We start from the raw sequence: 15,848 nt of genomic DNA on the forward strand, positions 1-15,848 counted from the left end.
CGTTTGTCGTCTGATATTGCGAAGACGATAAATGGGCGATGTTATTTGTCATATAAAGTGGGTAGCCGAATATCGGCGGCATTGAGATAGGCATTAAAGGCAAGGGGCGTACCGCAGCTTTGCATAAGAGCAGCAAGTGATTGAACATAGCTATAAGCTGCTTGCGCTTGCTCCGTACGTGCTTTTAACGACTGCGTTTGCGCTTGGGCAATCTCGACTGGCGTATTCAAACCCTCTTGTAGTCCAAGCCTGCGCAAACGCAAGACTTCTGCCGCAAGCTCTACATTGCTTTGTAGAGCTTGATATCGTGATTGGGCGTTATTCACATCATGCCAGTTTTTTTCAACCAGTAATAATAGGTTGTCACTGACTTCAATCTCAGACAAATCAGCTTGACGTATCTTGGCATTACTTGATGCCAGAGACGCAGTTTTATCCAGACCGCCCCATAATTTCCAACTCGCCGAGACGCCAGCGACCCAGCTTGGGTCTTTTTCGATTTGCCCATAGCCATACAGCATCACAGTCGGCTTGTAACCAGTATCCGATAGCGCATGCAATTGCTGAGCCTGAGCTCGTTTGGCGGCGACTTTTTGTAGACCTGGGTGATTGGTCAGTGCCAAATCTTGAAAGTAGCTGACATCAGCTAAGGGTCGGCTTGAGACAAACAAAGGTGTGCGAGGTTTAATGCGATACTCAGTGCGCAATAGACGCTGTAAAGCTATCATGGCAAGACGTGCATCATTATTGGCATTGACAGATTCACTTTTGGCATCCGCAAGTGCCGACTGCGCTTCTAAGCGATCAACCCGCGATATAAAACCTTCTTCAAAAAGCCGCTGCGCCATATGGTCAGTCTGCTGCAAGGTATCATAGGCATCGTCGCGTAAATAGGCGGCAATGATTGCCAATTGCGCTTTAAAATAACGCTCAATCAAGGTGTTATAAAGCTCGTTTTTGTCCAATATACTGTCAGCTACGGCTTCTTGAGTACGAGCATTGGACGCGCCTGTCAGAGCGGCAGTACGTCCAGCGGTATAAATAGGCCATACTACCCCAAGTCCTGCGCCCACCGTAGAGCCTGAGCGTTTTAACTCGTAATTATCTGGGATACGCTCACCAACCAATTCGCCAAAATTTGGCAAATCTGGAATGGGCGGAATAATGTCACCAACCCCATTATTAATATCATTAACGATGCCGTTTTTTAGCGACGATAGATCAATGTCCGCATCCAAATTGTAGGTAGTGGCTGAAACACGAGCAAATACAAGTGGGTGGTCGATAGTTTTAAGGGCGTCCGTTTGATATTCGCTGGCAGCAATAGCGGCTTGATTGGCAGCGATTTTTGGGGATACTTGCAACAAAATATTTTGCGCTTGTTCAAGACTTAACAAGCTAGACACTTCTAACGGATAGCTATTCTCTATGCTTTTATGGGTAATAGGATCGATAAGCGTGCTAAGAGCTGCTTGACGTCCAGAGACCTCGCCCGTACTGTCGCCACGTATCGTCGCCGATTTTACAGAAGCTTCGTTTATAGAAGATTTGTTTGCAAAAGCTGCATGCTTAGAGGATACCGTTTTAGAGGTGATATTTTGATTGACCATATCAAGTGCACGTAATGCATTGTTTTGATTGTCGGCGTCGATAATCTGTGTCACATTGACAGCTATCATCTCATTTTGTGACTCATTCATATGCTCACTAGCGCGTGCAGAGGCAGTCGCTACTATACTCATGAGCGTAATCGTCATCACGGCAGTGGACAGAGTCGATAGAGCAAATTTCATAGGTCACGTAAGCCATTAATTAGAATACAAGGTACAAGTTAAAAGATGTCTAGAATCACACGCAATGTATAAACAGTATTAGTCATGCTGAGTACTGTTTATGCTAGAGATAATCTAAGCTAAGTATTATGCAAAATGTGCTGCTAAATAGACTAAATTATCAAATATGATTCGATCTAAAATTTGTCATGGATGACAAAGCGTACACTGTAGTGCCACAATAGTGACGGGTCAATGCTCACTATTTGCTTATTCTGCATTGTATCAACAAAGGGTTTATGGTAACGCTTTTAACTACAATGAATAATAGCATCATTTAATAAACGGCTGATATAGGCTAGTAACTTGTTTTTCCTCTGATTTTTCTAATTGCATAGGTTTAAATTTTTTGTAAGTACCATCTATAAAATGGATAGCATTATCTATACTGAATTTTAGATTTTATAAATTTATAGTTAATAAATAATAATATTAGACTCAAATAAGATAAGACAAGATGGGATGTGAATAATGGCAGGATATATTTTAGCGTTAGATCAAGGGACAACGTCAAGTCGGGCTATATTGTACGATGATCATGCGCGCCCAATTAAAATAGCACAGCAGCCAACGGTCTTAAAGACACCGCAAGCCGGCTTTGTTGAGCAAGATGCCCAGCAAATTTGGCAGACGCAAATCAGCTGCGCTCATGACGTTATTAATCAGGCAGGGCTACTCGCCACCGATGTTAGCAGTATCGCTATTACCAATCAGCGTGAATCTATAGTCATGTGGGATAAGCAAACAGGTAAGCCACTTGCCCCCGCTATTATTTGGCAAGACAGGCGTACAGCGAGCTACTGCGAAGCGCTTGCTGCTGAGAACCTAACCGCCACGCCGCAAAGGGGTACGGTTAGTAATAATAGCCAAGGTGATATGGCAAGCGAAGTGCAACGTATTACAGGTCTGCGTTTAGATCCATATTTCAGTGCCAGTAAAATCGCTTGGTTATTAGATCAAAATCCTAAATTAAGCGTACGCGCCAATAAAGGCGAGATAGCAGTTGGCACCATAGACAGCTGGCTGATATATAAGCTCACAGGTGGTGAGCATGTCATCGATGTGACCAATGCTTCTCGTACCTTGCTATACGATATCCATAAGCTGGCATGGTCAGAGGAGTTGTGCGCCCGATTTGGCATACCCATGAATATTTTACCTAAAGTTCTGCCATCCGATGGCGACTTTGGCAAAACCAAAAAGGGATTATTTGCCAAACAAATCCCAATTCATGCAGTATTGGGTGACCAGCAAGCAGCACTTTTTGGTCAAGGCTGTCTTGAGACGGGCATGGCTAAAAATACTTATGGCACTGGTTGTTTTATGCTGATGAATATCGGTCAAAAGCCGCTGCTTAGTGAACATAAGCTACTCACAACTATTGCATGGCAACGAAAATCTGCACCAACTCGCCCAGACAATCTCTCGTTCGAACAAATCGTCCAATCTGGCAGACGCATGCTACAGCCGCCAAACAGGGACGTAACTTATGCGTTAGAGGGCAGTGTTTTTATGGCGGGTGCAATTGTACAGTGGCTGCGTGACAACCTAGGTATGTTTCAAAAAAGCGGCGAGGTAGAAGACTTGGCTCGGCAAGTTGAGAGTAGTGAAGAGGTGGTTTTGCTGCCAGCATTTACGGGATTAGGTGCCCCTTATTGGCGCTCAGATATCAGTGCCAGTATTACTGGTATGAGTCGCGGTACGACCAAAGCCCATATTGCAAGGGCAGCACTCGAGGCGGTTGCTTATCAAACATACGATGTGCTCATTGCAATGCAAAAAGACAGCCCGCATCCACTCACTGAATTAAGGGTAGATGGGGGCGCGGCAAATAATGATTTGTTGATGCAGTTCCAAGCAGATTTATTGAATGTGCCGGTACTGCGTCCAAGAGACACAGAGATTACTGCAAAAGGAGCCGCTTTACTTGCTGGCTTAAAAACAGGTTTATATGATGATACAACGATGAAGGCCTCATGGCAGGTAGATCGAGTTTTTGAGCCTAGTATGTCTATAGATGTGCGTGAAAAGCATCTGTATAAATGGCAACAAGCTATCAGTAGAGCATTAATGGTGCCATGATTACTATGATAGATAGTGTTTTACTTATTACTTAATAGCCGTTTTTCAATATTGTATAATCGACTCACCTAGAAACTACGTCAATTGACAAAGTTTTGGTATAGATACAGACTGTAACGCAATACCATCGTGATTTTGACACTGTTTACATATTCGACCTATCTGTCTTTGAACTCAGTTCCTATACTTTAGAAGATTTAATAAAACGCTTAATCTAGCTTATATTGCTATTAAGTGAATTGACGATAAATAGAATATATAACAAATCAATTAAGGAAGATATTATGAATAACGATGGCCGTATTACAGACCCGAATAACCGTGTGATTACTGATGACTATCTTGAAGTTGGTGATAAAGAGCGTATTATCGATGATAATGAGCGCCGATTGACTGGTAATGATCAGACGATCAATAACACTGTTATTAGACATGAAAATGACAACATTATAGAGGATCATGATGCGATTGATCGTACTGCTGTCAAGCATATGTCGAAAGAAGCAAGAAGTGATCTGAATGCTGATCCAATTACAGGGGAGCCAGGCTCACACCCTGTAGGTACAGGTATTGGTGGTATTGGCGGCGCAGCAGCAGGTGCTGCTATTGGCACGATGGCAGGCCCATTAGGCACGCTTATTGGCGGAGCAATTGGTGCAATTGTCGGTGGCGGTGCAGGTCATGCAGCAGCCGAAGCGATTGATCCAACACGTGAAGAAGCATATTGGCGTGCAGAGTATGCCAATGCCGATTACTATCAAGAAGGTCATGATTTCGATCGTGATTTGCATCCAGCTTACGCGGTAGGCTATGCTAACCGTGCACGTTATCCCGCTGATGCCCGCTTTGAAGATCATGAGTCAGATTTAGAGCGCTCATGGAACAATGTGAAAGGTGAATCACGTATGGAATGGAATGAGGCACGTAGAGCATCTCGTGATGCATGGAACCGCATTTCTTAATGTATTTATGCTGATTTTAATAAGATATGAAGTACTCAGGTTAGATAATCTATAAAATTAGTCAGCGAATAACACGCAAGTGCTACTATTAGTCAGCGAATAACACGCAAGTGCTACTAATAGTATATTTGCTTCAAGTAAGCAAACACGACTAAAGCTTACTGTCTTATTACTGGGTTTAGTTCGATTGTAGACATTTTTTGTTAACAGACGCAATAATTTGAATTTATGCTATTTTAAAGCCTCCAAAGATTTCTTTGGAGGCTTTTTTACTGTATATTACTATGTATGAATATATAATATGCTTTATTGTTAAAATTAGCCAATAAGTAATAATTAGAAACCTTATGTAAAAAAAATTATAGAATAATAGGCAGTTTATGACCAATAATAATGAAAGTAATCATAAGCAGTTTTATATAGCAACTGCCAACCTGCTCAATTTTGCCAATCCCAATCGTCTCTATTATCCAAACGCACCTGCATATACTAATCACGAATACGAACATAAGTTACGCGGTATCACAGATCTACTGTCAAAGGCACATGCTGATATCATTGCGGTCCAGGAAGTATGGGACAGTGAAGCGCTCGAAGCTTTAGCAGTATCATTGGGCTTTAAGCCTGAACATGTCGTTATTCCGCTGGCAAGTAATGACAGCGTAAATTCATATACGCAAGGTAAAGGGGCGCAAAATACGCCTGCTGTCGGTATCATTAGTCGGTTTGCGCACTTAGAGACCAGTTTGCTTGAAGAGATTGCCCCAAAAGCGGTCATTGATATCCCTGATGTTGGTCCTTATCAGCGCTTTAATCGTCCGCCCCTTGTATTGCGCGTAGATGCATTTGGTCAGCCGATAACGATTATTACCGCTCATCTAAAAAGTAAACGTGCTTTTTTCTTACGTGATGAGGCTGGTAATTTGTTAGAAGATATGGATGATCCAAACATTCGTATTCGTGCTAAGTTGCGTAGTTTGTGTATGCGTGCGTCAGAAGCGGCTTCTATCAGGCTTTCTATCATAGATAGGTTACAGCATACTCGTGAGCCCTTGATTTTGCTTGGTGATATGAATGATGTGACTGAAAGCGTGACCACCCAGCTGATGACTGAGACTGGCGAGGTCAACTATGATAAGAGCATGCGAGACGTCGCGCTGTTTGATGCTGCTCGTATTCAAGCCCGTTATGGTTGGATGAAAGATGTAGCATATACTCATATCTATCAAGGTATGCCAGAAGTGATTGATCAGTTATTTGTCTCTGAAGAATTTCTACCTGATAGTAAGTTTTCGCTCGGTCAGGTTGAACGGGTTGACTACTTCAATGACCATTTAAAGTGGGATTATGCAGATAGAGTGATCGACCACGGTATTATAAGAGCGAAAATCAAGCTTCACAATTAACACTATTTTATAATTAATTAGTGAATTTTTTTTAACCTATTCTTGTTCCTTGCTTGATAGTGTACAAGCGTTTATTATGCCTCTTCGTTGAGTATAGTAGCGGTGTTATCAATCCATATGTGATTGATAGAAATGGTGCTTTGATTTAGGGCGCATACTATCCGATGAATACTATATTTTTAAAGATATGACATAACATTAAGAGATTTATCATGAGTGAAAATAAAGACGACAAAATTGAAGATGTACTGGTAGATTCGGAGTTGGCAAAAAAGCTGGTGCCGAATAAGTTTAAGTTTACTAGCCAGCAAGGACGCGCCCGCCGTCAAAAATTGTTGATGGGTGCTAAAAAGTTGAGTGAAACTCAATCTATCAATGATATTACGCTTGCCGCTGTCTGCGAAGAAGCGGGTATTCCACGGGCGTCTGCTTATCATTTCTTCCCTAATATTGAAGCCATATTTTTGGCGCTGCGTTTTTTAAATGCTATTGATATTTTAGATGTATTGAGAACCGTTGAGACGGTTAAATATGATAGATGGCAAGGGTATCTTACAGCGCTGATTGATCGCTGTGTACAAATTTTTGATGAAGATCAAACCAAAGCCAAATTAATTTATGATACCAATACGCCTGATTTTGAAGGCGACAGTTTTGGCGAGCATATGGATCACCAAGTAGTAAAATTGGTCTATGATCGTTTGGCTGAACGCTATGAAGTGCCTAAGTTTGAAGATATTCAAGATGTATTATTGATTACCTTTAGTATCGTGAATGCGATCTTTACTGTTTCTTATCGTCGTCATGAGCGTATTACCGATAAGTATCTGCAAGAAGCTAATACGGCATCTATCGCTTATCTGCGTTGTTACTTGCCAGAGAAGCTACCGCGTAAAGACCGTTAGTCTGTCTATTAAGTTTTAAAGATAGACATTAAAAAATCCGACATATATATGTCGGATTTTTTTGCTAAATTTTTATGTATAAGCTTTATAAAATACTTATAGTGTATAAGGTTTCTACATTTGATCAAGTGTTGGCAATACTTGTCCATTACAGCGATCACCACTTGCATCGAAAGGCGAGTATTGCTCATAATAACGTACGATAAGCCCTTCTAATGCCACGTTTTCTTTAGAATCGTGAGCATTAACAAAAGCTTCACGTGCTTGTTCAAGCCAGCGGTCAGCCATGCGAAATTGGCTGCCTGCCTGCCGTGAATTATGTTCACATTGGTCGGTCGCTGCCCAGATTAATGCCACTTCACTAAATGCTATTTCACGGGGAGCGCTTGCAATACCACCGCTGTCTTTAAGGGCGCTTAACGCTGCCCATAAATCAGGTCGCATTAGCGCTGATGAGGCAGATATATCTTGGATAAGAACAAGATCGTTTTCTGAGCCTTTTTTTAATGCTTGCAAAATAGCTTCTGCAGATTTTGCCGCTTCTAATCCAGCAGGTGAGCGACTATTCATACTGTCTTTATGGATGGCATAGTTGAGCCAAGCTTGGGCTTTATAAGCAAAGTACTGTTGCTGCGCAGTTTTGTCTTTTTGCTGATGATGCTGTAGTTCTGCTAGCATACAGCTCATCGCACGTTGCTGCGTATTTTGGTTTTTATATGTCGCTTTTAAATCCTGACTCTGGCAGTAATCAGAGGTGTCTATAGTAGTGATATGAGCACTTTTTTGAAGAGTTGTAGCTGTGGTTGATACGCATGAAGTCGTTGATAATAGCAAAACAGCTGAAAACGCAGCACATATTGGATTTTTATAAGTAGCTACTTTAATAGTAGAGTAAAGCATAACGCGAAAACCTTGTAGTAAGCTGATAAGTATCGGTGCTGGCAATTTTGAGACTGATTTTATCGCTTATCAAATGCTATAGTCAATTTACTTCAAAAATATAGTGCTATTGGAATAAGATTTCAAAGTCTTTATCTTGCTTTAGTGCATGTGAATAAGCAAAAAAGATTCCAGAAAAACGTCATTCAAGATGGTGCCTTTTTAATTGACCGTCTTATAATGTAGAGGATACAGGTGCTGCACGTTTATTTTTACGTGGGTCTTCACGCTTAAATAGATCTTCATCAAACTTGAAGCGTAGTCTAAAGTAAGCGCCCTCGATGGTAGTATCGTCATAAGCGATGTCTTCATCTTCAAAGCCCATGAAGTTATAACCAAGCGATAACCATAAATTGTTCATTGGACTATAGCCAACTTCAGCGCCAACTAAATAGGCTAGGTCATTTGCTTGCTTATTCCAATAAGTACCTGCTTGTAAACCAATATCCCAGCGCTCGCTAATATCATATAAGCCACGAGCATACACAGCATGAGCGGTATTGTCACTTGCGATACCTTGAGCATCGTATTCGGTATATTTACCTGCATAGTGACCTGATAACGTTAATGGGCGCGTTGGATGGTAGTTACCGCTCCATGACCAAACAATAGCATCCTTTTGATAAGGGTCATCACCAGTGGCATTATCATCTAAGCGATATTCAAGCTTGGCCAGCATATCAAGCTGATTGCTATCGTAATCGCGATAGGCAGCACCAAGTTGAAAGCGATTGATAGTCCGATGACCATCATCATAATCAACTTTTGAATAAATATCTTTGGCTAATAAAGTCACTTCATCGTTATAACGATAAGCAACGCCAGCACTCCCTAATAAGGTGTCACTGGTATCGCCCCAGCGTTTTTCTAGGCGCCCTGATGCTTTGTAATTTTCGTTAGCAAGGTATTCAACGCCAAAACCTGCTGCAGTTGAGGTACTGTCTTTCTCACCCTCTAAAGATTCGACACGCTCGAGTAAAGTATTAAGCGTCAAGCCTTTTTGCACATACCATTTATTCTTTAGACCAATGGCAGCTTCCGCTTCGCGAGCACTGATGGCATCACGCATACGGTATTCACTATAAACCTTGCCATCTTTCATATAAGTGGCATCAAAGCCGACAACAGTGCGTTGACGCTCCTCAGAATCGTCTAAACCATAGCTGCCAGACAAGCTATTGATTAAATCATGGCGAGCATAAAGTCGACCTAAATTACCCAGTGCTGCCTCACCGCCGATAGAGGTTGCGTTGCGTGAGCTGTGTTCAATATCTTGCTCATACTCAGCAAATACCAATGAGTTATTCAGCTTTGGCAAACGCGCGGTTAGACGGGCGCGGGCAGTAGTGCCTTCGATGTCTTTTTCAGTGTTGCTGACGTTGCTGACGTTGCTTAGTGCAGATTGATTAATGATGTCATCATTTGCAAAAGTATCATTAGTAATATCCACCACATCTGTTGCTGCTTGGATATTACGTGAAGCACCTTCCTGTTTGTAATAACGTACACCGACTTCACCAACGATATTTTTACTTAAACGTTGTTCGAGACTGGCCTGTACGCCTTCAGTACTTGCATCAGTAATATGATCTTCTGTGCGTACGCCTTCAAGTTTAAGCGCAGTCTTTTTCTCGTTTAAAGTGTGGATGATTTCGATGCCAGATTCGGTGCGACCAGCAGTTTGTGGTGACGCGCCAGTGACAAAACCGATATCGGTATCGTTATGATAGGCTTTTGCACGGGTATTCTTTTTATTATCATAGTCAAGCTCGATACGTAGAGCGTCACCCTCAGCATTATCGCCTGTTAGTTTGTCTGCATTGATCTGATTGCTTGGCTCGAAATTTGGATTCTCAGCTTTGTTTTTGGCATATTCTGCGATCAGTTTTAGCTTGTCATTAAACTTAACCACAGTATTAACGCTAGCAAGCTCTTCTTTATTAAGTGGATCATCACTATTAATATAGCTGCCACCGATAGCAATTTTATCAGTCAATTGTCGTTTAGCAGCGACGCCACCTACCCAATATTTCTCACCACCTTCATCAACTTCGACAGTAACGCGTAAGTAGATAGGGTTGCCATCGATATCTTGGCTAGCAATCGGTGATTTCAGATATAAGCTACGGCTAATAGGATCAATTTCATAATCAGCAAAGCGCGTCAAGGTCTCACGGCGCACAATACGTCCAGGATTATTAGCATCACGGGTGATTACTTCTATAGTTTCTGAATTTTCTAATACTGCATCAAAATCATTAGCAAGTGGGTAAGGACCTGAAATGCCCAAACCACGAGTTTCATTGACACGCTGTGAGGTGCTGGTTTCAGCGGCAAAAGCAGTAATACGCGTGTTGCTATCTTCAAACTGAGCTTTGACACCAGTCAGCGTACGATTGTATTGACCGAGCTTAATACCTTCATCATTGTCAATTTGAGTCTTTAAATCGCCATACATGGCAAATGAGCGACCTTTATCTAGACGTACATATAGCTTGCTCGTCGATTGCGCATCAAAACCTTTGGCTGATGAGTCGCCATAAACGGGATAGTATTCGCCCGGCTCGATATCACGGAACAGGCGCTCGCCTTTTTTGTCGCTGTCATAAGCAAGCGTTAATAGATAATCACCGCGTACTTTGCCTTTTAAGAACATTGCCGCACGACCCGTCGCTGAGTAATCATCGTTACCGGCTATTTCGCGTAATTCTTTTTCAAATGCACCTTGTGCGTCAGTGATATTACTACCATCAAAGTCTTTGAGCGCTATCGCACCTTCAACGATACCAACAGCTATTAATGGACGCAATTGAGCCGTAAACTGTAGCGGAATTACTTGCTTATTGCTGCCTGTATCGATGATCATCTCACCTTTACCGGGTACGCTTGGCGCAGTCACGGAGATCAACAGCTCACCACCATTGACAGTAACTTGCGTGCCGGCTTGGTCTTTACTGCTGTCTGCCAAGTTGATACGACCAATATTAGTATCAATGGTGATAGGAGTTGATGCTATATAAGGACGACCATCACGATCTTTTAAACTGATAACGATTTGATAATCGCTGACGCCGTCAGCTGCCACCAGTTGTTTTTGGGTACGATAACTAATAGATTGTAAAATATCCGGTGTTAATACCTTGATAGTTTGCTCAGAGATAACTTTGCCATTCACGTCGGTTGCGACACCGCGTAAAGTATTAGTGCCACGCTTTAAATCGACTGCGTAATAATCAAATGCAGTGACATTTTGCTTTTGTTGTTCAGCCGTTTTACCGATTTGTTCTCTTGATATGGCTTTACCGTTGGCATATAGAGTGAAAATAGAGCCCAGTGGGGCTTGTACCTGTACCATTTGTTTATAAGTGCTGAGCTGCTGACCTTCATTCAAATTAATGAAAGAGACATTATTAGTTGCCACTTCTCTAAGGTATTCTTCTAACTCTTTTTCTACAGGAGGTGCAATTTTAGTAATTGCCATCTCAACGCGATTTGCAGATGGGTTTACCATTTCATTGACGATTGCTGAATCGCATTGAATCCCTGCATCTAAAACATCGTTAGATTTACAGCCGCTGGCATTGATATTGTCTTTATTGTCACGGTTATAGTCAGGATCTAAAATTAGCTCGCTTTTAACTGCTTGCTCTAAGCGATCGTTTTTGGCACCGATACTTTTGCTACGCGCTATAAGCTCTGCGTTTAAGCGTTCAGTACTGTCCGCCATACCGCCAACGATGCCGAAATCGGCACGATGTAACTCGCCATATTTGAGGTCAACGAAACGGCTACCAGCATCACCAGTATTACGGTTGCTTTGAGTAACCAGTTCTGTGGCGTTTGGAATAGTCGTGCGGTCAACCTTCAATACGTGGGTTTTAGCACTAATACCGTAAAAGTTATATTTACCTTCAGGGTCAGTGACAACAAAGTTGCCGTTTTCCATATAGAGTCGCACGCCAGCAACACCAAGCTCGCCATCTTGTTTTTGTTGAATGCCATCGCGGTTGATGTCGTGGTAGACCTTACCAACGATGATGCCGTCTGTATTCATAACACCGCGATCAACTTCTACTTTCCACTGGGCTTCTCTTGATACGAGGCTTTGATCTTGCTCAGTTTTGGCAATGGCAGTCGCACGGTTAATGCCGTCACCGCCTAATGCTGATGAACCAACCAATACGAGGTAAGTAATATCTTTACTAGTTTTGGCATCCATATTCCCCAGACTTAAAACTTGATATTTGCCATCGGTTTTAAACTCAGTGGTTTGTGCTTTGTCAATGCTCACACTACCACCAACGTAGTCGAAGCCGCGCGGTAAAGCGTCTTTTAATTCAACGTTATAAGCCGTACTGGTACCATCATTTTTGATATTAATCGTATAGTTAACATAATCACCGAGTGAGGCAGTTTTGACATCACCTTCTTTGGTAACTTGCAGGGTTGGGATATCATTAACGATAGCGATATTGCTACTGATAGCTTCTTTAATTTCTTGTCGTATACCATTTGAGTCGATATAAGCCTCTAACGTAGCGAGTAAATTATCACCTTCTAGTGTCTGAATGATACCGTCATTAATGGCATTAGCATTATTTTCTGTTGGTGCTTCTATGCGGAATTTACCGGTATTATCACCAGTCTCAATAGCTTTAAGTGAATAAGTATCACCAGTCTTAGGAGAAGTGATAGTTAGCCATATTTCATCTCGTGCGCTATCACGGACGTTACATTTAGCACAGCTGGCTTCAAGATAGGTATTTTCACCAACTTGCGATTTACTTTTGTAGCCATCCCATGAATAAAGCATAAAATCGAGACGTGTTTCAACAATGATTAGCTTGTCACTCACTAAAGCGGTAATAGAAGGGTCTTCAACAACAGCAGCACCAAGCTTGATGCTAGCAGTATCATCGGCTTTAGCATTGGTATCAGATAATGCTTGTATAGTAAGCTCAAGACTTTCATTTCGACCTAAAGTAATCTGAGCGGTTAGATTGTTATTTAACTTAATCGCTTTATCAACACCATCATCGAAGCGTCCATTGTTATTCAAGTCTTGATAGAGTTTTATGTTCGATAAACTATTAGGTATAGTCAGGCTCAAATCGATAGTCTGATCACTGTAACTGGTATTGGTTAGAAGGTTTTTCCAACTAACGGTCGAGCCAGGGGCGATAGTCTTTGTTGGCGGCGAGGTTATGCTAATACCATATTGAGGAAAAGCAGACGATTGAACATTCACTTGGTTAGAAGTGCTATTTAGATTAAAGTTAGTACCGTTACTAATAATATAACTGGCTTCAGCAGTATTTTTGATGGATTGTAGCAGAGGGTTAGGCGCTGCTAAGGCTATATTTGATTGCATAAGCAACATTGCTAATGACAGCGCAGAGATCTTCGCTGTACACAATGCGATACGATTAGACGGTGTCATTACAGATAGAGTCATATGTTGCTTATCCAATAAAACAAGATGGGGGTAAAATCCCCCTAGCTTAAATAAATTATAAGCTAGGGAAAGTCTTTATAAGTACCCGTAGATACTTATAGAGTTAAAAATTCAGTTTAAGTTGATAATCTTAAGCTCAAAATACAATTATGGCGTAGGAGTAACTACCCTAGCAGTTTTGACTTTTACTTTAAATTGCATGGTTTCAGTTGCTTGAGGCGCTAACATATCAATATTATTAGTAATGGCAGTTCCAGTATCAGATGTTGTGCCATTAGTAGTCCCTACAGAATTCGCTACATAGTCAGCCTCATTTGAGAAGTTAGAAAATGCATCTGAGATAACGATATTTTTAATATCAAAACCTATGCCTGTAGGAGAGGTCGTATCAGCAGAAGAAGTGTTTTTCGCTTGGACCTTATAAACAATACATTGGCCAGGCGAAACGTCTTTAATGTCAGTACTGACAAAATTCGCAGCAGGAGGTGTACCCACACAATCTGCATTTATCGCTTGGGTTTTCAGCAATGTTAAACCGCGAACAGTTGTTCTATCGGTGACTGAAACCGATTGAGGCGCGCCTTCCTTACCTGGAATCAAGGTAACCACAGTTTCTTCGAATGTAGGAGTAGTAGAGTTTATTGGTGTAAATATTTTTGCATTGGCTGATGACACGTTATATTTAATAGTGACAGTACCATTAGGGGCTATACCATTAGGTAAAGCAGAAAAGAGATCATACACACCATCGACCGCGGTAATAGTTTTATCCACTACTGTTGGTGTTGTGGTGTCGTTGCCATTTGGATAATAAGTGACAGTGACGCTATTAGGAACTATATTAATTTGGTCTGGCAGGTTACCGTCATTGTCATTGATAGTAAAAGTTAATTCCTCAGCTTTAATGCCCTCGACGTCTTTACCAGTGTTGGTGATGACCGTTTGATGTTTCACTTGACCGAGAGTACCTGAAGTCGGTGAAATCTCTCTGAAAGTTGAACCAGTTAGTGTTAGAGCTCGCTGAATAGTTGCTGAGGATAGTGGCAGTGTTGAGTCATCACCTGGGTTAGCTGGTCGCTGACCGTTGAGGTTATTAATCTCGGTAGTAGGATAGAACGCACCAACATTTTGTTCTCTACTAGTGTCTGTACTATCGATAAGCGTATTATCAGTATTAGGATTGTTATCCAAGTCATCAGTCACTGTCACGTGATTGATAGCTGTTGCAGGAGTAAGTGTGCCTGTCCCTTTTTTGACTTTAAATTCAATAGTTATGTTTTGCCCTACTGGGATATTGATACCAGTAATGTTAAAGCCACTAGTACCTACAGCACCCGTATTAATGGGATCGATAGTGCCTTTAGTCGCAGTAGAACTGGTTTTGATATTAGCTAGTGTTAGTGCCTCTGCCATTACCAGACCATCTGGTAGAATATCTGCAATAGCAATATCAGTAGCATCAGTCGTAAATGCAGTGTTGCCATCGTTGGTGACTACAACTCTATAAGTAGCTGTATCATTATCAAGATTATTGAGGTCTAAGCCATTAATAATCGTCTTAACGATACTAAAGGTAGGAAGCCTTGTAAAAGAGGTGTCAGTATTGATGAGTGTTTTATCTGTACCTAAAAGTGAACTAACCGCAGAGATTTCTAGTGGTTTGGTTTCACCACCTTTGTTACCAGTGGTTTTGGCATTAATAACAAGTACAATATAATGCCCTTTTTCAAGAGGAAAAACTCTGCCACTAGAGGCACCATAGGGCGCATTATCTGTAGTACGAGTTGTATCTTCTTCGTCACGCTCGTTATATATCTTATACGAGACAGTAGAGTTTGCCGTGTCATAACCAGCAGGAGCTGTTGGCGTCGTGATAGCATAGTTATCAGTGCGGTTACCCGTGTTGGTCAAAGTATGCGTAAACTGAACAAACCCATTAGGCGCTACTTCTTTTCCAGTATTAGTGATAGCAGGAACCAATGAGAATGATGTTTGCTCTGTTACCGTTATTTTTACTGTGTTAGATTCGACTTCTGGTTGAGCCTGACCACTCACATTATAGCTAGCGGTAGCTTTGTTAGTAATCTCTACGCTCGTTGATGTTTTAGACGTCTCTACTGCATTAACAGTCGTGCTCATACCTAGTATAGCAGCGACGCCAATGGCTAATAAGCTGTAATTAAAAGTGCTTGATTTCATATAAAGCTCCGAATTAAAAAGTTCTAGAAGTTACGTTCAAAATAGTAACCAATGTATTTTCAAGAATG

The 15,848-nt window shown here is 41.5% G+C and carries 8 protein-coding genes; 4 read left to right on the plus strand and 4 right to left on the minus strand.

Annotated features, from left to right (window positions below; genetic code table 11):
- Positions 1-41: 41 nt before the first annotated feature.
- Positions 42-1,742, minus strand: coding sequence for a TolC family protein (locus tag M0221_RS05135; protein ID WP_483284577.1), 1,701 nt, complete (start codon positions 1,740-1,742; stop codon positions 42-44).
- Between the two features lie 561 nt (positions 1,743-2,303).
- On the opposite strand from M0221_RS05135, the gene glpK reads away from it, so the two are divergent.
- The 4 genes from glpK to M0221_RS05155 all read left to right on the plus strand — a co-directional run bounded on the left by glpK (position 2,304) and on the right by M0221_RS05155 (position 7,187).
- Positions 2,304-3,914 carry a glycerol kinase GlpK gene (gene glpK, locus M0221_RS05140; protein WP_483284578.1) on the plus strand — a complete coding sequence of 537 codons (1,611 nt, stop codon included), beginning with the start codon at positions 2,304-2,306 and terminating at the stop codon, positions 3,912-3,914.
- Positions 3,915-4,405: 491 nt separating this feature from the next.
- Positions 4,406-4,876, plus strand: a complete 471-nt coding sequence (locus tag M0221_RS05145; RefSeq protein WP_226939380.1) for a hypothetical protein — start codon at positions 4,406-4,408, stop codon at positions 4,874-4,876.
- Positions 4,877-5,256: 380 nt separating this feature from the next.
- The gene (locus tag M0221_RS05150) at positions 5,257-6,282 is read left to right on the plus strand and encodes an endonuclease/exonuclease/phosphatase family protein (protein WP_020443251.1); all 1,026 of its coding nucleotides are present in this window, start codon (positions 5,257-5,259) and stop codon (positions 6,280-6,282) included.
- Between the two features lie 212 nt (positions 6,283-6,494).
- Positions 6,495-7,187: a TetR/AcrR family transcriptional regulator gene (locus M0221_RS05155; RefSeq protein ID WP_011513381.1), complete on the plus strand. Its 693-nt coding sequence runs from the start codon at positions 6,495-6,497 to the stop codon at positions 7,185-7,187.
- Positions 7,188-7,301: 114 nt separating this feature from the next.
- Here M0221_RS05155 and M0221_RS05160 read toward each other — a convergent pair whose 3' ends face one another.
- From M0221_RS05160 to M0221_RS05170, 3 genes are all read right to left on the minus strand, one after another.
- Complete coding sequence (locus tag M0221_RS05160; protein ID WP_483284579.1) at positions 7,302-8,087, minus strand: hypothetical protein; 786 nt, start codon at positions 8,085-8,087, stop codon at positions 7,302-7,304.
- Positions 8,088-8,301: 214 nt separating this feature from the next.
- Positions 8,302-13,581, minus strand: coding sequence for a hypothetical protein (locus tag M0221_RS05165; RefSeq protein ID WP_483284580.1), 5,280 nt, complete (start codon positions 13,579-13,581; stop codon positions 8,302-8,304).
- Between the two features lie 147 nt (positions 13,582-13,728).
- On the minus strand, positions 13,729-15,780 hold the full coding sequence (locus M0221_RS05170; protein ID WP_483284581.1) for a hypothetical protein: 2,052 nt from the start codon (positions 15,778-15,780) through the stop codon (positions 13,729-13,731).
- Between the last annotated feature and the right edge of the window lie 68 nt (positions 15,781-15,848).

Source organism: Psychrobacter sp. ANT206 (assembly GCF_056880555.1).